The following is an 18,002-nucleotide window of genomic DNA, read 5'->3' on the forward strand; positions in this document are numbered from 1 at the left end:
TCAATATGTTAACTTTATTTTATTTTATGTTGACATAATAAGTCGTACCTTTTACTCTATTTTTAACAATGAATTGAGTGAGGGGTATGAATATTGAAAATCCAAGACATGATGCAAATGGCGCTAATGACTGCGGTTATCGGGATGTTAGGATTGATCCCGCCGATTTTACTTACGTTTACACCTGTACCCATCACATTGCAAACGGCAGGTCTTTTGCTTGCTGGGGGTCTGTTAAAGCCAAAACATGCACTGATCAGTTTACTTCTGTTTCTTTTGGTTGTGGCAGCAGGCGCACCTCTTTTGTCAGGTGGGAGAGGCGGAATAGGGGTCTTCTTTGGTCCAAGCGGTGGATTTTTACTTGCCTATCCAGTAGCTGCCCTCATGATTAGTTTGTGGATCAACCGATTAAAAAAAGTGACCGCTCTGCGTCTTTTTATGATCTTTGCGGTATGCAGTATCGGAATTTTGTATGTATGCGGCATTCCTTTTCAAGCGATGATGATGGATATCAAGGTCACTCAGGCAGCTCTTCTTAGTCTGATTTATATTCCAGGTGATCTCATCAAAGCGGGCATATGTGCCGTTCTAACGGTGAAAATCATTTCGGCCATGTCATATCGAAAAAGGGATGTGCGTAAAGGGAGGCGTGCAGTTTGAATAGAATAACGGAATGCTATGCATCACATGCAGAAATGAACCCAGATCATATCGCCATCATTGATGGACAAGAAAGGGTCACTTATCAAGATTGGTATGAGCGTGTCCGGCTATCAGCGCAATGGTTACAACAAACGGCTCATGAGCAAAAAAGAGTCGCTTTTTTATTATCAAATGGTGCTTCTTTTCTCCAAATATTTGCTGGCGCTGCTTCTGCAGGGTGGACAGCTATCCCGCTTGATCCGAGATGGAGCCATGAAGAATGTGTAGAAAAGCTTTTGTTAAGTGAGGCAGCTCTCGTCATTATCGAGGATCGATATTTAAATAGATTTGAAAAGTACAGCGAAGACATGCATGTTCTTTCTTTATCTGAATGGAAGGAAAAAATGAGTCTCATCACACAAGGTCCATTTAACAAATGCGACAGCGAGATCGACCCTATCTTTTATATGGGATTTACGTCAGGATCAACGGGTTCGCCTAAGGCCTTTATCAGGCGTCAGCAGTCATGGATCGAAAGCTTTCGAACGACAGCCGATACATTTGGAATCACTCATCAAGATCATGTTCTGATAGCAGGCACACTCTTATCCTCTCACTTTTTATATGGTGCCATTAGTACATTATACTTTGGCGGCACAGTGACGCTTTTAGAAAAATTTACGCCAGTGAAAGCGAAAAAAACCTTACAGACAGGAGACATTACTGTGATGTATACTGTCCCGACAATGACAGAATCGTTGCTGGAAATAGACGCTTTTGCGAGAGACAATTCGCTTCTTGTCATATCATCTGGAGCAGATTGGGGCATTCCTTCAAAGAAACAACTCGTGACCAACTATCCGCATGTGACATTTTTTGATTTTTACGGCACATCAGAGCTAAGCTTTGTTTCCTACTTATCTTCAAATGACTTTCTACAAAAGCCTTCTTCTGTCGGACGGCCTTTCTCTCCCATTCAAATTGAAGTGAGGCGAGCTGATCAAACTGTCTGCCAGCCAAATGAGACAGGAAGAATTTATGTGAAGAGCCCGATGTCTTTTGCAGGCTACTTACATGAGGTGAAACCGCCGGAAGAGTGGATAACCGTTTATGATATGGGCTGGCTGGATGAAGACGGCTATTTGTATATGAGCGGCCGTGAAAATGGCATGATCGTCTATGGAGGGCTGAATATTTTTCCAGAGGAAATTGAGCGTGTGCTAAATGAACAGCCAGAGGTGAAGCGATCGGTTGTAGTTGGCGTTCCTGACCCATATTGGGGTGAAATCCCTGTTGCCATTATTGAACAAGGACAGCACACAAAGACGGTTCGGCAAGCTGTCAAAGAAAAACTTGCGGCCTACAAGGTGCCTAAAAAATGGCTTGTTATTGATCAAATAATTGAAACATCCGGCGGAAAAATAGCACGTGCCAGCATGAAAAAGTGGGCAGAGGAGCAGATGTCATGCAAGCAGTAATCGTACAAGCAAAACGGACACCCTTCGGTGATAAAAACGGGATGCTGAAGGATTATCGTCCAGAGCAATTAGCCGCGCCTCTTATTCAGTATTTGTCTAAAGGGATGACACCGGACGACATCATATTAGGAAATGTTGTAGGAGGCGGCGGAAATATGGCCCGTCTGTCCTCATTAGAAGCAGGGCTTTCTTTAGGAGTGCCCGGTATGACGGTTGATAGGCAGTGTGCCTCTGGTCTAGAAGCAATCCGAACAGCTTGCGTCATGGTTCGATCAGGGGAAGGCTCAATGTATATCGCTGGCGGGACTGAGAGCATATCCAGATCACCAATGAAAGAAAGAGCACGCTTTTCTCCGGAGTGGATAGGAGATCCGTCTATGGGAGAAGCAGCAGAGCTAACGGCTTCTAGATTTTCCGTCACAAGAAAAGAACAAGATGACTATGCACTTTTAAGCTGGGAAAGAAGTATAGACGCAATCAAACGTGGTACATATTCTGAAGAAATCGTTTCGATTGACGGACTGAGCATAGATGAAGCGGCCGCGAAAATAAGACCGATGGCGAAACTGATCCAGCGGGCAAAGCCTATATTTTCACCGGGAAAAGGATCTGTGACTGCCGCCAATAGCTGCAAAGAAGCAGATGGTGCAGCAGCGGTCGTTGTGATGGAAAGAGCGCTAGCGGAGGCGAATGGATTTCAGCCAATGCTGCGATATGCCGGAAGTGCTGTGGCGGCGATGCATCCCGATTTTCCAGCTGCTGCGCCGATTGATGCGATGAAGAAACTTCTAGATCAAGAGAAAATCAAGGCAGAGGATGTCGCACTGTTTGAAATCAATGAAGCTTTTGCTCTGAAAATAGCGCTGATTGCTCGTACGCTGGATATTCCTTATGACCGAATCAATAAAAGAGGCGGTGCACTTTGTCTTGGGCATCCATATAGCGCATCGGGCGCTGCGATGATGGTGAGACTATTTTACGAAGCGCGCACCTTACCGATTGGAAGCTATGTCATGGCTGCTATTGGGAGCGGTGGCGGCGTTGGTTTAGCCGTATTATGTCAAGTTCTGTCATGACATGCATGAGCAAGTAATTGCCGAACTCCGTCGAATCATGTACTATAAAAGCTAGATGTGAGGAGGGCCATGCATGTTTTCAGAACAAAAGAAACGACCATTTTTCAAAAGGAAAATGGGGATCGTCCTGTTATCTGTCCTTGCTGTCATCATCATTGCAGCATTATCAGGCTTTTTATATGTTAAATCAGCACTTGGACCGGTCGATCAAAAAAGCAAACAAACGATTAATATTCATATTCCTAATGGGACATCAGTCCGTGAGATTGCGGGCATTTTAAAAGAAAATGGGCTCATTTCGAATGACACGATTTTTACTTATTATGCAAAATACAAAAATGCGTCCGGCTTTAAAGCAGGATACTTTCATTTGAAACAAACGATGGACGCAGACACGCTGATTCAAAAGCTGACATCTGGAGGGACAGACTACGCCTTTCAGCTTGTGATTCCAGAAGGAAAACAGCTGTCTGATATTGCGGCAGTTATTGCAAACCAGACGAATTTTTCAGCGAAGGAAGTGGAAGCGAAGCTAGATGATCCAGCGTTTATTCAAACGTTAATGAAAAAATATCCGAAAACGGTGACTTCACAGGTAAATGGCAAACAGGTGAAACATCCGTTAGAAGGTTATTTATTCCCTGCGACGTATCCATTTTATCGTGAGGATGAATCACTCGAAACGATCATTGAAACAATGATTAAACAAACAGATCAATACGTGAAAACGTATGAAAAAGACATGAAAAAGAGAAACATGTCCATACATGATGTGTTAACGATGGCATCACTGATTGAAATGGAAGCAACGGAAAAGACGGATCGCGCAAAAATCTCCAGTGTTTTTTATAACCGGTTGAAAAAGGACATGCCGCTTCAAACCGATCCAACCGTTCTCTATGCACTAGGTGAGCATAAATCCCGTGTTTATTACAAAGACCTTAAGGTGAAATCTCCTTATAATACGTATAACAACAAGGGACTGCCACCTGGACCTATTGCAAATGCTGGCGAATCTTCATGGAAAGCCGCACTGCATCCAGATAAAACAGATTATGTGTACTTCCTTGCGAAGAAAGATGGAGAAGTCGTCTTTACAAAAACGTTAAATGAGCACAACAAAGCGAAAGCCAAATACATCACAGGCAGCAATTAATGTACATGTGAATCGAAAAAGACTGTAGACAATACAAGATTGCCTGCAGTTTTTTTCGTTGGAATATCCATTTTATAGGTTCGCAATTACCACTTCTTTGTGGTAAAATATATCGGGTTGTTTTACTTAGATGAACGAAAGATTGACGAGAAAGAGAGCTGCAACAGGCAGGACTCTTCTTTTTCAGGTCATGAAGGAGCTAGACAAATAATGACTATCGAAGATGATCAAATGAATGATTATATTGAACATTTAATTCACCCAAGTCCTGATGCAATCGCTCAATTAGAGGCATATGCAAAAGAGCATCATGTGCCAATTATGGAAAAGGTGAGCATTGAACTTTTACTGCAGCTGCTGTCGATGAAGAAGCCGAAGAAAATTCTTGAGGTTGGGACAGCGATAGGCTACTCCGCCATTCGAATGGCGACAGCTCTACCAGCTGCTGAAATTTTTACGATTGAGCGAAATGCGAAACGCTATGAAGAAGCGACACGGAACATTGAGGAATTAAAGTTAAAAGAAAGAATACACGTGTTCTTTGGTGATGCCATGGAATCGGCTAAAACAGTCCAAACGATGGCGCCCTATGATGTGATCTTTATTGATGCCGCAAAAGGGCAGTACAAACGTTTTTTTGAGCTGTTTGAACCGATGCTTGCTCATGACGGAATGATTATTACAGACAACGTATTATTTAAAGGCTTAGTGGCAACGAACTATGAAGAAGAAATAGAAGATAAAAGAAAAAAACAATTAATTGGAAAAATTGATCGATACAATCAATGGCTTATGTCAAACCCCGATTTCCAAACGTGCATTATTCCAGTGGGAGACGGGATCGCCATTAGTACAAAAAGAGGTGACCAATCATGAAAAAACCAGAATTGCTTGTGACGCCAAGCAAGGTGTCAGATGTACTGCCATTAATCGAGGCGGGAGCTGATGCATTCTTAATAGGCGAACAAACATACGGTATTCGTCTTGCAGGCGAGTTTTCAAGAGAAGATGTGAAACAGACGGCTCTGCTTGCACATGCGCATCACAAAAAAGTGTATGTGGCGATGAATGCGATTTTTCATAATGATCGTGTGCAGCTGCTTGGAGATTACTTAACCTTTCTCGACGCATTAAACGTAGACGGCGTCGTCTTTGGAGACCCAGCTGTGATCATGGCCGCCAAAGAAGCAGGGGTAAGCCTGAATCTCCACTGGAGTACAGAAACGACTGGGACAAACTACTACACTTGTAACTACTGGGGCAGAAAAGGTGCAACGCGTGCTGTTCTTGCCAAAGAACTGAATATGGACAGTGTCATAGACATCAAAGAAAATGCCGAGGTGGAAATCGAAATTCAAGTCCATGGCATGACATGTATGTTCCAATCAAAACGTACGCTCATTGGCAACTACTTTGAATATCAGGGCAAACAAATGGACGTCGAAGGCAGAAATATGGAGGAAGGACTATTCCTTCATGATCAAGAGCGTCAAAACAAATACCCTATTTTCGAGGATGCAAACGGCACTCATATTATGAGTCCAAATGATGTGTGTATGATTGATGAATTAGAGGAATTTGTTGATGCAGGCATTGACTCAGTTAAAATTGACGGAATTTTAAAGTCACTTTCTTATATGACAGAGGTGACGTCTCTATATAGAAAAGCAATTGATTTATTAGCGACTGACAAAGACGCGTATGAAGATCAGAAAGAGGACTGGGTGAAGCGGATTGAAGAGATTCAGCCAGTGAATCGTTCAATTGATACAGGGTTCTTCTTTAAAGAAACGGTTTATTAATATAAGAGGAGGCAGAGGAAATGGCACTATTGAAAGATGGTATTTCTGAAATGATTGACGGGAAACGTGTCATTACAAAAAAACCAGAACTGCTTGCACCAGCAGGAAATTTGGAAAAGCTGAAAATTGCTGTACATTACGGAGCAGACGCTGTCTTTATAGGCGGAAAAGAATTTGGACTTCGTTCAAATGCCGATAACTTTTCGATTGAGGAAATGGCTGAAGGTGTTGCATTTGCAAAAAAATACGGTGCACGAATCTATGTGACAACGAATATCTTTGCCCACAACGAAAACATGGACGGGCTGGAGGAATACCTTCAAGGGATTGAAGGCGCTGGAGTAGCGGGCATTATTGTGGCTGACCCGCTGATCATTGAAACGTGTAAACGTGTCGCACCGAAGCTTGAAGTCCATTTAAGCACACAGCAATCTCTTTCGAACTGGAAAGCTGTTCAGTTTTGGAAAGAAGAAGGGCTTGAGCGTGTGGTGCTGGCTCGCGAGACAAGTGCGCTGGAAATTAGAGAAATGAAAGAAAAGGTCGATATTGAAATTGAAACGTTCATTCACGGTGCGATGTGTATTGCTTACTCTGGCCGCTGCGTGCTCAGTAACCATATGACGGCAAGAGATTCTAACCGCGGGGGCTGCTGCCAGTCCTGCCGCTGGGATTATGATCTTTATAAACTAGAAGGTTCTGAGGAAGCGCCATTATTTGGAGAGGAAGACGCATCATTTGCGATGAGTCCAAAAGACTTAAAGCTTGTCGAATCCATTCCTCAAATGATCGAAATGGGAATTGACAGCTTGAAAATCGAAGGGCGAATGAAATCAATTCATTATGTGGCAACTGTCGTGAGTGTGTATCGCAAAGTCATCGACGCCTATTGTGCGGACCCGGACAATTTTGTCATTGAGCAGGAATGGTTAGATGAATTAGATAAATGTGCAAACCGTGACACAGCACCAGCCTTTTTTGAAGGTGTACCAGGAACGGATGAGCAAATGTTTGGCATTCATGGAAAGAAAACGACTTTTGATTTCGCAGGTCTCGTTCTTCATTATGATGAAAAAGAACAAATCGTCACATTGCAGCAACGTAACTTCTTTAAAGTTGGTGACGAAGTCGAATTTTTCGGACCAGAAATTGAGAATTTCACATGCAAAATTGAGACGATTTGGGATGAAAAAGGAAATGAACTAGATGCCGCTCGTCATCCGCTACAAATCGTTAAATTCAAGCTAGATCAAAAAGTATACCCAAGCAACATGATGAGAAAGGGGAAATAACAGGCACATGAGGAGTAAACCAGTTGTCATTGGGATTGCTGGCGGCTCAGGTTCAGGTAAAACGAGCGTCACCAATTCAATCTATGAAAAATTTAAAGGACATTCCATCCTCATGCTTCAGCAAGATTTATATTACAAAAATCAAAGTCATATGCCATTTGAAGAGCGTCTGCTTACGAACTATGATCATCCGCTCGCATTCGACAATGACCTGATGTTTGAGCATTTGGAACAGCTCTTAAAGTACGAATCCATTGAAAAGCCAATATATGATTTCAAGCTCAACACACGTTCAGAAGAGACTGTCCATGTTGAACCAAAGGATGTTATCATTGTTGAAGGCATCTTTGCACTAGAAGACGAACGTCTAAGAGACTTAATGGATATTAAACTGTATGTCGATACAGATGCAGATCTTCGCATCATTCGCCGCATTTTACGCGATACGAAAGAAAGAGGCCGTTCAATCGATTCTGTGATTGAACAGTATGTATCTGTTGTCAGACCCATGCATAACCAATTCATTGAACCGACGAAGCGATACGCTGACATCATCATCCCAGAAGGCGGCCAAAACCATGTGGCGATTGACTTAATGGTGACAAAAATTCAAACGATTCTTCAAAGCCGAGCAGAGTAAATGGTGGAGGAGAAAAAGACCTTTACATTGTAAAGGTCTTTTCAACATCATAATAAAGAGAATAAATACCATATTTCACTTGTTTCTAAAAGTAGAAGCTGCTTAAATATTTTAAGAAGTAACACTTTGAATGAAAGATTTGATATGATAGGAAAACAATGATGTGAAATAGATGTAGAAAAATGTCGTTTTCAAGCTGAATATTGAAGTGGTTTCGATTTTGTAAAAGTATATTAAAAAAACGACAAACAAATCATCACAAATTTTCAAACAATTCTTGATCAAAAAGCAATTATGTAATAATATAGCATAGACATATCGTACACTGACCATATTATGTATTGGGAAGATGGAGAATGGATAAGCTATTCTTCTACATATGATCGAAATGGCGAACGAGGTACAGGAGCTTCCTGTGCCTTTCCACAGTTTGTGCGATAAGATAGATCATCTTTTGACCGCTGCGGATGGTCCTATCTGAGAAAAGGCATAATAGTTGCATCTAAAAGGGACGCCATGTAAGATGGACTTTTACAAATATGGGACAGAAGGAATGAGGGCATGAAGAAGTCCTCATTCTTGTATATTTCAGTCGTCACTCACGTGCAGAAAGTATGTATGATGAGGATTAATAGAAGGAGTGAATGATTCATGGCACAAGAGAAAGTATTTCCAATGACAGAAGAAGGAAAACGGAAATTAGAAGAAGAGCTTGAACATTTGAAAACGGTTAAACGTAAAGAGGTTGTAGAGCGTATTAAAATTGCTAGAAGCTTTGGAGACCTCTCTGAAAACTCGGAATATGATTCTGCTAAAGAAGAGCAAGCGTTTGTAGAAGGGCGTATCACTACGCTTGATAATATGATTCGCAATGCCAAAATTATCGAAGATGAAGGAAACTCAAATATTGTCTCACTTGGTAAAACAGTCACTTTCGTTGAATTACCAGACGGAGAAGAAGAGTCTTACACAATCGTTGGAAGTGCAGAAGCTGATCCGTTCGAAGGAAAGATTTCAAACGATTCACCAATTGCAAAAAGCCTATTAGGCAAACAAGTAGACGACAAAGTAACCGTTCAAACACCTGGCGGAGAAATGTTCGTCCAAATTGTAAAAATTTCATAATCACGTTTATACGATAAACACCTCGTCCACAATAGGGACGAGGTGTTTTTATGCGCAAAAAACGTAGAATTCAATGGACAGGTGCTATTATTTTTATACTGCTGCTCGGTCTTCTCATCAGACTGGCAGAAATTCAACTGTTTTTCACAGAATCCTTTTCAAAGCTTGATATCAATTTAATACAAGAAAGTGTCAAACAGCGTACAGAAGAAGTGGTCATTTCAGATGGCCGCGGTGAATTTTTAGATCGAAACGGCGAGGCGCTTCTCACAAAAGAACAGCCTGCGGTGATCTTATTTCCTTTCCTGCAATATGATCTTCCTCATTTAAAACAAACCGCCTCTATTCTTGAGATGGAAGAAGATGAACTCAAAAAACAGCTGACAGAAACCAAAAAACCTCTGATTCTCAAAGATGACATCACGAAAAAAAAGCTGAAAGACATCAATGATATGAAATATTCAGGTGTGTACGGCGTATATATGAAAGAGAAGGACAAAAAAAGACTTGCCCTCCACACATTAGGCTTCACGAGCGAGAATCCAGAATTGCTCAGAAAGCGTTATCCTGACAAAAAAGAGCTTTCCATCCGTACAGAAATCGGCACTTTTGGGCTGGAAAGTACCTTTGACGAATTTTTATTACCCGAGCAAGACACAAAATTGTTATATCATGTGGACGGAAGGGGAAACCCTTTGTTTGGGATGGACGTCAAATATACAGCAGAGGCTCATTCATTTTATCCTCTTCAAGTTCAAACAACAATTGATGAAAACATGCAAGCTGAAATGGAGAAGGTACTGAAAGACCAGGGCGTCGAAAAAGGCGGGGCCGTTCTGCTCGACATTGAAAGCAGCAGTGTGCTGGCGATGGCAAGTATGCCAAACGTCACAAGCAAAAACCGGCATGAAGCAAGAAATTACATGCTGACTGCCATGGCACCAGGCTCTGTCTTTAAAACCGCTGTACTTGCCGCAGCAATCGAAAAAAACCTCGACCAGCCACAAACGATGTATGACTGTCGAAAGAATTTATATGGAGAGCCAGAAGGAACGCAGGAAGTCCTGAATCTGTCTGAGAGTTTTTCGCAGAGCTGTAATTATACCTTTGCAACACTTGCTGACAAGCTGATCCAAACAGATGATCAAATCATTGAAAAGACGGCTGCAAAGCTTGGACTCATTGATCGAGCTGGCTGGGAAGGGGATGTCTATCATAAGCAGCATTTCAAACAGTTTGATCGTGAAGAAACCGGCAATGTGTGGGGGGATAAAAGAGACAAGCATGTTAAAAAGGCTATTGCCCAAACCGCAATAGGGCAAAAAAATGTCAAAACGACTCCTTTGCAAATGGCCAATATGATGGCGTCGATTGCAAGAGGCGGAGAACGAAAAGAAGTGAAAATCGCTGAAAAAGTGCTGTATCAAAACGGAACAACGATGCTAACCTTTCAAAACAAACGACCAGAAGGGGGCAGTATTGACCGCTATACAGCACAAAAACTGCAAAGGTACTTAAGGCAGGTGGTAACGTCTGACAAAGGAACAGGAAGAAGGTTTCGAGACCTTCCATTTGATGTGGCGGGGAAATCAGGCACTGCCCAAACTGGCAGTAAAGATAAAAAGGGGAATCCGCTTTATCATAAGTGGTTTGCTGGATACTTTCCGGTGGAAAAACCAAAATATGCTCTTGTCGTTGTTCACCTTGATGAGACAAGTGGGCGGGCTAAGACAAATGATGCGTTTTATGATATTGTAAAAAAGGTCAACGAAATTGAAAAGAAACAGACATAGAACATCCCTTCATGTCATGTTAAAATAGTAACGACTTAGGGAACAGAGGCAAAGGAGTGCAGAGATTTTGAGTAGAAATTCTCGATTTGAACATCGTGATAAGCGCAGAAAGGCCAATATGGTGCTTAACATATTAATTGGTATCGTTGTGGTGCTTATTTTGGTGGTCGCAACGAGTTTATTAATTTTTAATAAACCGAAAGACACAGATGTAGCGAAAGAACCATCTAAAACAGCGCCTGCAACAAGTGAAAATAAACAAAAATCAGATGAAGATGTGAAAGATCAAAAGAAAGACACATCCGATGATTCAGATGCAAAAAAAGATGACTCATCTGATCAAGACGACGATGCGAAGAAGTCAGATGATGAAAAAGAGCCTAATAAAGATGCGTTAAAAGACGCCAAAGAAACAGATGGCGGCAAAACGAGTGACGTAGACAAAACATACGAAAGCGATGACTGGGAGCCTGTAGGAACAGAGCAATCCGGTTCACATACAGCAACCTATGATTCTAACTCAAAAGACTGGAAAGAAATGATGAAAGCCATGTCCTATGCAACGGGAATTTCAGAAGATCAAATGACAGTTCTTTGGTTAGGAAATAACGGAGGCCCTCAAGATGCAAAGGGAACCATCCGTGACAAATCAACAGGCGAACGCTACCGCGTGGAAATCACATGGGTAGATGAAAAAGGCTGGAAACCTGTAAAGGTTGAAAAATTAAAATAAACATGAAAAAAAGATAGCAGCCATGCTATCTTTTTTTAGATATTCGCCTTAAAATGAACAACCGCTGTATACAAAATCCGGTCATCGATCACAGTCGTTTGATGACTGACAGAATGAACGGTCAGCAAGATTGCCTGATTATGTTCAATTTGTTTTTGGATCTTTTGTTCAAGTTCTTTTAAAGACGATGCTTCAAAGAATTCAATTTTATCTTTTAGAAAATCCAACTGGAAATCCATTTGATTCACCTCTCCATACTCTTCATTCATCTTAATCTCTCTCCTCTAAAAGAGCAAATATTTTTCTACCCCTCCCAGTATTTTTTAGTAGGAAAGAAACTGAACATGTGGTAGGATAGGAACTGTTCGACGGATTAAAACATACTATACGCATAGGAATAAATAGATAAAGTGGAGGAAAAGAAAATGGGACGTGAGTTTCTTTCTTTATTTGATCATTGGGCTGACTCTTATGACGACACGGTAAGTGGTCATGATGAGCAGTATGAAGAAGTGTTTCGCCGGTATCCGGTTATTTTAAAAGAAATTGTTCTGCGTGCAGGTCAAGATGTTCTTGAGTTTGGAAGCGGCACGGGGAATTTAACAGCGGCACTGCTCGCAGCTGATAAGAACGTATTTGGCGTTGAACCATCAGACGCCATGAAGAAAGCGGCTCTTCAAAAGGGAATACCCGATGTGATTCATGATGGGGATTTTTTATCATTTCCAGCGCTGCCATTTGAGCCGGATACAATCGTCAGTTCATATGCTTTCCACCATTTAACGGACGAAGAAAAAAAACAAGCCATTCACACCTATAGCAACATCCTTCACTCAGATGGTAAAATAGTCTTTGCTGATACAATGTTTCAAAATCAAGCAGCACATCAAGCTGAAATTGACAAAGCGAAAGCGGCAGGATTCGATCAGCTTGCTGAGGATTTAGAAACGGAATATTATCCATCCATCGATGTGCTAAAGCAAATCTTTGAAGAAGAAGGTTTTAGTACGTCCTTTCATCAAATGAATGATTTTGTTTGGATCGTAGAAGCGAAGAAAAGGGAATGAAAGGATGTTTTTGATTTGAAAATCGCAGTCATAGGTGCAATGGAAGAAGAAGTGACGATATTAAGAGATCAACTAAAGAATGCTACACAAGAAAACATCGCTGGGTGTGAATTCACAACAGGTGTTTATGAAGATAAAGAAGTGATTTTATTAAAATCAGGGATTGGAAAAGTGAATGCAGCGGTCAGCACAACACTTCTGCTTGACCGCTTTCAGCCGGATTATGTGATCAATACAGGATCAGCTGGCGGTTTCCATCACACATTAAATGTAGGGGATATTGTCATCTCTACTGATGTTAGACATCATGATGTGGATGTCACGATCTTTAATTACGAATACGGACAAGTACCAGGATTGCCAGCTGCTTTTGTTGCAGACGAAAAGCTTGTGAAGCTGGCAGAGGAATCGGCTTTAGAGATCGATCATATCCAAGTGGCAAAAGGAACGATTGCAACCGGAGATTCATTTATGAATGATCCGGATCGTGTAGCGTTTGTGAGAGAGAAGTTTCCAGAGCTATATGCGGTGGAAATGGAAGCCGCAGCCGTTGCACAAGTTTGCCAGCTCTTTGGAACGCCATTTGTTGTCGTTCGAGCGCTATCTGATATTGCAGGGAAAGAATCCAATGTCTCATTTGATCAATTTCTTGAGCAAGCAGCGATTCACTCAACCGACCTTGTCTTGCGTATGATAAAGCAAACTCAATAAAAGAAGGGGATTCCCCCTTCTTTTCCATACAAAGGAAGGGAATCATATGGCTGTCATACAGGATATTACAGAATTAATTGGCCGCACACCGCTTTTAAAATTGTCAGGAATCGGCATCCCGGAAGGTGTAGAGGTATATGCAAAGCTTGAAATGATGAATCCGGGTGGAAGTATTAAAGATCGTTTAGGTGATATGCTCATAAGAGAAGCATTGGCATCTGGCAAATTGCGCCCTGGCGGAACCATCATTGAAGCAACTGCTGGAAACACAGGAATTGGGCTTGCCCTCAGTGCAAGAAAGCATCAATTGCGGACCATTTTTTGCGTACCAGAACATTTTAGTCAAGAAAAACAACAGCTCATGAAAGCGCTCGGTGCAGAGATTATTCATACACCAAGAAAAGAGGGCATGAAGGGTGCGATTGATCGAGCCCTTGAACTAGAGGCAAGCCTTGACAATGCCTATTGCGTTTTACAATTTAAAAACCAAGTAAATCCATTGACTTACTATAAAACGCTTGGTCCAGAATTATGGTCCGATTTGCAAGGAAATATCGATGTATTCGTTTCAGGAGCGGGATCTGGCGGGACTTTTCAAGGGTGTGCTGCCTATTTAAAAGAGCAGCATCCTGCGTTAAAAACAGTTGTTGTCGAACCTGAAGGATCGATTTTAAATGGAGGAGATCCGGGTCCGCATAGAACGGAAGGAATCGGCCTTGAATTTATCCCAGACTATATGGAATCTGCTTTATTCGATGAGATATATACCGTCAGTGATGATGATGCTTTCCAAATGGTGAAAGTAGCTGCTGAAAAAGAAGGCGTTCTCATCGGGAGTTCTTCGGGTGCAGCGTTATTTGCCGCTTTAGAAGAAGCGAAGAAGGCAGCACCTGGGACAGTCATCGTCACCATTTTTCCTGACAGCAGTGAACGGTATTTAAGTAAAGGAATTTATGAGGGAGGAAAATAAAATGAAACGAAAAACAATGATGATACACAGCGGAACAACTGGTGATGAAAAAACGGGCGCTGTGTCTGTGCCGATATATCAAGTGAGCACATATAAGCAGCCGAAAGCAGGCGAACATACAGGATATGAATATTCAAGAACTGCGAATCCAACAAGAACGGCACTAGAAACCGTCATTCGTGACCTTGAAGGAGGAGCAAACGGCTACGCATTTGGTTCAGGAATGGCTGCCATTACGGCAGTGATGATGCTGTTTAACAGCGGAGATCATATTGTCCTGACAGATGACGTATACGGCGGAACGTACCGCGTCATCACAAAGGTACTCAACCGTATTGGCATTCAAGCGACCTTTGTTGACACAAGTGATCCTGAAGCAGTGAAAAAGGCGATTTTACCTGAAACAAAAGCGGTTTACATTGAATCACCAACCAATCCTTTACTGAAAATGACTGATCTCAAAGCGATCGGCCAATTGACAAAAGAAGCCAACATCTTAATGATTGTTGATAATACATTTTTCACACCTTATTTCCAAAGGCCGATTGAATATGGGGCGGACATTGTCCTGCATAGTGCCACTAAATATTTAGGCGGCCACAGTGATGTCGTAGGCGGGCTAGTTGTAACAGCGACTGAAGAGCTTGGGGAAGAACTGCATTTTGTTCAAAATTCTACTGGTGGAATTCTTGGACCGCAGGATTCATGGCTTCTCATGAGAGGAATCAAAACGCTTGGACTAAGAATGGAAGCACATCAGCAAAATGCACAGAAAATCGCTGAGTTTTTAGAACAACATCCAGCAGTCACACGTGTTTATTACCCAGGTCTTGATGCTCACCCTGGACATGAACTTGCAAAAACGCAAGCATCAGGCTACGGCGGCATGATCTCTTTTGACATTGGAAAAGAAGAACATGTCGATGTGTTTTTAAGTCAGCTTAAGCTGTTTACGATCGCAGAAAGCCTTGGAGCGGTTGAAAGCTTAATCTCTGTTCCTGCTCGAATGACTCATGCGTCCATTCCAAAAGACCGCCGCGAGGAGCTTGGCATCACTGATGGGCTAATTCGTATATCCGTCGGGATTGAAGATGTGGATGATTTACTGAATGATATGAAGCAGGGACTAAACGCACTAGTGAATGGATAGATTTACATGCTACTACCTTTCTTTTACTATGTTAAGCTATCAATAGACATGTTAAACAGGAAGGTGATTCAAGTGAAGAAAAAGTGGAGTGGTTTAGTGACAGATTACAAGCAGTACGCTTTTATTTTGCTTGCTGTCAGCACCTTTTTATATATTGGTACGATCATACCAAGCCAACACATCGAAGCATCTCCAAAAATGCTGATGATGGGAATTGATTGTATTTTCTTATTAGCAGCTTTTTTTTGTGTGAGACGTGCGATCTTTTTTCAAAAGAAACTGCAAGAACTAGATGAAGATTAATTCGAAAAGTCTCCTCATATACGTGAGGGGGCTTTTTTGATTGTATTGGACAATCGGACAAGAATAAATGTAGAAATTTAGTCAAACACACAAAAATCATCTATTTTACTAAAAACAGGTTTACAAAATGGTGCTTGCTGGATATACTAACAAAGTAATTAAAAACGTAAAGGAGGCTGAAGAATATGTTATTCGTATCTACTTGTGAACAATTCAACCAACAATTTCATCATGTCATCAGCCTGTGGAAGAGCTCGTGTCCTTCCTTTACCTTATACGGTGCACACGCTTCAAAACTGTTAAAGTAAACGAGGATTTTACGTATCATCCATTGCAGGTTGGAAGACACTGTCTTTTGATCTGCATTTTTGTGTGCCCACAGGTCAACTGACAAAGAAGATCTGCGGGCTATTTCGCGTGCTGCGAACTGAAGGGAGGTGAGCGTATATGACAATCCATTTATTTTTTATCACATTGACGATCCGACGAAAATACAAAGACATTGAAACAGTTCTTTATGAACAACAAATCGAAACATTTTATGAAGAAATGAAGCAGAAACAACTAAAGTACATGAACTAAAATACGAAAAGAAAAATGCGAAAAGGAGGAGATTGACATGTTTATGATGCTTGCAATACTTGATTGTTATACGATGGAGAAGGACCAGGTTTAGACACGCTCCACATTGATCATCTGCACATATGATATCCGTAAAAGGAGATTGTGAGGTGATCAACGAATGTCGATGTCACCATATATGAGGTTTCCGTCAGTGGGGCACGGATATGCATCCATTCCGCATTCCTTAAAGCATGGATACGGTAATCCGTACCGAATGCAAAGAGAGCAAGAGGAAATGCTCAGACAATATATGTATCAGTACCGAGCTTATTGGTATTAAAGAAAAGGAGCAGGAAACGTTATCGTTTCCTGCTCCTTTTACATTAGCAAATCCAGCTTGCACCGATGATGATCAACAAAATGAACAGTACAACAAGCAATGCGAATCCGCCTGCAAAGCCGCCACCGTAACCACCGCAGCCTCCAGCATAACCTCCACCAAAGCCCATAATCTAGCACCACCTTTATCTAATCAAGATACATTCATAAAATATGCAGCTCATGCAGAAAACGAAATCAATCTGAGCACAATTAATGAAAACGCCTATTCGGATTAAATTTTTTGAAGTTCTGCGAAACATTTTCTGAAAAGATGCCGTCTAATCAATAACAAATGATTAGGACTAGGTCTTAAACTTTGTTAGGTGTGAGCCGATATGAAAAGTAAGAAAATTCGTAAATAGTTTTATTTACTGGTGCAAAGCAGGTGTTAACATTGATTCAAAGCTGGATTGGAAAACAAATGAGGGAACCAAAAGGCTTGTTCTCAAAATGGGTTGCCCGCTATATGGAAAAAAATCATCATAATATCAATGAATGGACGATTCAACTCTTAAATATACAAGAAAATGACCGGATTTTAGAAATCGGTACTGGAAGAGGCATGACATTATCGAAGGTAGCAGAGAAACTTGATCGCGGTAAAGTATATGGAGTGGATGCCTCTCGTCATATGATCAAATATGCAAAAAGAAAACATAAGAAGCTTGTGGAACAGGATAAAGCCGTTGTGACTCTTGGTAAAGCCGAGCATTTACCTTTTGAAGACAGATCATTCAATAAATTATTTACGGTGCAGACCATTTATTACTTGAAGGATATTGAGCAAGTCATGAAGGAAGTGTACCGCGTTCTTCAAGTGGATGGAGAAGTATTCTTATCATTCCAACAGCAGGAACTGATGAAGGAACAAAAGCGGTCACATTCTTTTTCATCGTATAGTGAACAAGAGATCAGCCGCCTATTTTCAGCGTATCACTTTAGAGAAGTTTCGGTTTATCACTATGATACATACATCTGTATCAAAGCGTTAAAATGATGAAAATATTTCCCAGGTAATGAACAAGCATTCTAAAAGAGGCTCTTCGTGAGAGGAGCTTCTTTGCGTGTCATTGAATCATGTTTGAACGAATTAAAAAAAGTCTCTTCACCAGAAGAGACTTT

Annotated in this window: 21 protein-coding genes and 1 pseudogene; 20 read left to right on the forward strand and 2 right to left on the reverse strand. The window is 41.4% G+C overall.

The genetic code is table 11. The annotated features are described in order from the left end of the window. Positions 1-93: 93 nt before the first annotated feature. From MHH40_RS17155 to MHH40_RS17205, 11 genes are all read left to right on the forward strand, one after another. Positions 94-660: a biotin transporter BioY gene (locus MHH40_RS17155; RefSeq protein WP_050943680.1), complete on the forward strand. Its 567-nt coding sequence runs from the start codon at positions 94-96 to the stop codon at positions 658-660. Next, on the forward strand, positions 657-2,120 hold the full coding sequence (locus MHH40_RS17160) for an acyl-CoA synthetase (RefSeq protein WP_080984730.1): 1,464 nt from the start codon (positions 657-659) through the stop codon (positions 2,118-2,120). The genes MHH40_RS17155 and MHH40_RS17160 overlap by 4 nt, the downstream gene beginning before the upstream one ends. After that, on the forward strand, positions 2,108-3,196 hold the full coding sequence (locus tag MHH40_RS17165) for an acetyl-CoA C-acyltransferase (RefSeq protein ID WP_340901346.1): 1,089 nt from the start codon (positions 2,108-2,110) through the stop codon (positions 3,194-3,196). The genes MHH40_RS17160 and MHH40_RS17165 overlap by 13 nt, the downstream gene beginning before the upstream one ends. A 73-nt stretch (positions 3,197-3,269) precedes the next feature. Next, positions 3,270-4,352 carry an endolytic transglycosylase MltG gene (gene mltG, locus MHH40_RS17170; RefSeq protein WP_137054921.1) on the forward strand — a complete coding sequence of 361 codons (1,083 nt, stop codon included), beginning with the start codon at positions 3,270-3,272 and terminating at the stop codon, positions 4,350-4,352. Between the two features lie 210 nt (positions 4,353-4,562). Beyond that, the gene (locus tag MHH40_RS17175) at positions 4,563-5,228 is read left to right on the forward strand and encodes an O-methyltransferase (RefSeq protein ID WP_003216230.1); all 666 of its coding nucleotides are present in this window, start codon (positions 4,563-4,565) and stop codon (positions 5,226-5,228) included. After that, positions 5,225-6,154, forward strand: coding sequence for a peptidase U32 family protein (locus MHH40_RS17180; protein WP_340901348.1), 930 nt, complete (start codon positions 5,225-5,227; stop codon positions 6,152-6,154). The genes MHH40_RS17175 and MHH40_RS17180 overlap by 4 nt, the downstream gene beginning before the upstream one ends. 20 nt (positions 6,155-6,174) lie before the next feature. Next, a complete protein-coding gene (locus MHH40_RS17185; RefSeq protein ID WP_340901349.1) occupies positions 6,175-7,443 on the forward strand; it encodes a peptidase U32 family protein in 1,269 nt (422 codons plus the stop codon). 7 nt (positions 7,444-7,450) lie between these two features. Further along, positions 7,451-8,083 (forward strand): uridine kinase, encoded by a 633-nt coding sequence (gene udk / locus MHH40_RS17190; protein WP_106065659.1) that lies wholly within the window; start codon positions 7,451-7,453, stop codon positions 8,081-8,083. 651 nt (positions 8,084-8,734) lie between these two features. Continuing rightward, positions 8,735-9,208, forward strand: coding sequence for a transcription elongation factor GreA (gene greA / locus MHH40_RS17195; protein WP_003216248.1), 474 nt, complete (start codon positions 8,735-8,737; stop codon positions 9,206-9,208). A 50-nt stretch (positions 9,209-9,258) separates the two neighbouring features. Further along, a complete protein-coding gene (locus MHH40_RS17200) occupies positions 9,259-11,001 on the forward strand; it encodes a peptidoglycan D,D-transpeptidase FtsI family protein (RefSeq protein WP_050943686.1) in 1,743 nt (580 codons plus the stop codon). 67 nt (positions 11,002-11,068) lie between these two features. Then, positions 11,069-11,734, forward strand: coding sequence for a YrrS family protein (locus tag MHH40_RS17205; RefSeq protein WP_050943687.1), 666 nt, complete (start codon positions 11,069-11,071; stop codon positions 11,732-11,734). A 35-nt stretch (positions 11,735-11,769) separates the two neighbouring features. Here the strand turns inward: MHH40_RS17205 and MHH40_RS17210 are convergent, their stop codons facing one another. Then, positions 11,770-11,973 (reverse strand): YrzA family protein, encoded by a 204-nt coding sequence (locus MHH40_RS17210; RefSeq protein ID WP_034620637.1) that lies wholly within the window; start codon positions 11,971-11,973, stop codon positions 11,770-11,772. 186 nt (positions 11,974-12,159) lie between these two features. Between MHH40_RS17210 and MHH40_RS17215 the strand changes: the two genes are divergently transcribed. From MHH40_RS17215 to MHH40_RS17250, 8 genes are all read left to right on the forward strand, one after another. Beyond that, entirely contained in the window at positions 12,160-12,801 is a 642-nt protein-coding gene (locus tag MHH40_RS17215; protein WP_050943688.1) for a class I SAM-dependent DNA methyltransferase, read from the forward strand. Between the two features lie 15 nt (positions 12,802-12,816). Continuing rightward, positions 12,817-13,512, forward strand: coding sequence for a 5'-methylthioadenosine/S-adenosylhomocysteine nucleosidase (gene mtnN / locus MHH40_RS17220; RefSeq protein WP_050943689.1), 696 nt, complete (start codon positions 12,817-12,819; stop codon positions 13,510-13,512). Positions 13,513-13,558: 46 nt separating this feature from the next. Further along, positions 13,559-14,482 carry a PLP-dependent cysteine synthase family protein gene (locus MHH40_RS17225; RefSeq protein ID WP_113387175.1) on the forward strand — a complete coding sequence of 308 codons (924 nt, stop codon included), beginning with the start codon at positions 13,559-13,561 and terminating at the stop codon, positions 14,480-14,482. A 1-nt stretch (position 14,483) separates the two neighbouring features. Then, positions 14,484-15,632, forward strand: a complete 1,149-nt coding sequence (locus MHH40_RS17230) for a bifunctional cystathionine gamma-lyase/homocysteine desulfhydrase (RefSeq protein ID WP_003216259.1) — start codon at positions 14,484-14,486, stop codon at positions 15,630-15,632. A 72-nt stretch (positions 15,633-15,704) separates the two neighbouring features. Then, positions 15,705-15,935 (forward strand): YrhC family protein, encoded by a 231-nt coding sequence (locus MHH40_RS17235; RefSeq protein WP_080984731.1) that lies wholly within the window; start codon positions 15,705-15,707, stop codon positions 15,933-15,935. 185 nt (positions 15,936-16,120) lie between these two features. After that, entirely contained in the window at positions 16,121-16,243 is a 123-nt protein-coding gene (locus MHH40_RS17240) for a hypothetical protein (protein ID WP_276606913.1), read from the forward strand. A gap of 139 nt (positions 16,244-16,382) precedes the next feature. Beyond that, positions 16,383-16,517 carry a YrzI family small protein gene (locus MHH40_RS17245; protein WP_137054930.1) on the forward strand — a complete coding sequence of 45 codons (135 nt, stop codon included), beginning with the start codon at positions 16,383-16,385 and terminating at the stop codon, positions 16,515-16,517. Positions 16,518-16,677: 160 nt separating this feature from the next. Beyond that, positions 16,678-16,839, forward strand: coding sequence for a hypothetical protein (locus MHH40_RS17250; RefSeq protein ID WP_159037603.1), 162 nt, complete (start codon positions 16,678-16,680; stop codon positions 16,837-16,839). A 43-nt stretch (positions 16,840-16,882) separates the two neighbouring features. On the opposite strand, the pseudogene MHH40_RS17255 reads toward MHH40_RS17250, so the two are convergent. Then, a pseudogene (locus MHH40_RS17255) lies at positions 16,883-16,966 on the reverse strand (YjcZ family sporulation protein); the annotation flags it as partial. Positions 16,967-17,274: 308 nt separating this feature from the next. On the opposite strand from MHH40_RS17255, the gene MHH40_RS17260 reads away from it, so the two are divergent. Beyond that, positions 17,275-17,877 (forward strand): class I SAM-dependent methyltransferase, encoded by a 603-nt coding sequence (locus tag MHH40_RS17260; RefSeq protein WP_003216605.1) that lies wholly within the window; start codon positions 17,275-17,277, stop codon positions 17,875-17,877. The last annotated feature ends 125 nt before the right edge of the window (positions 17,878-18,002 follow it).

Origin of the sequence: Bacillus sp. FSL K6-2431, from assembly GCF_038005165.1 — a bacterium.
GTDB classification, from domain to species: domain Bacteria; phylum Bacillota; class Bacilli; order Bacillales; family Bacillaceae; genus Bacillus; species Bacillus pumilus.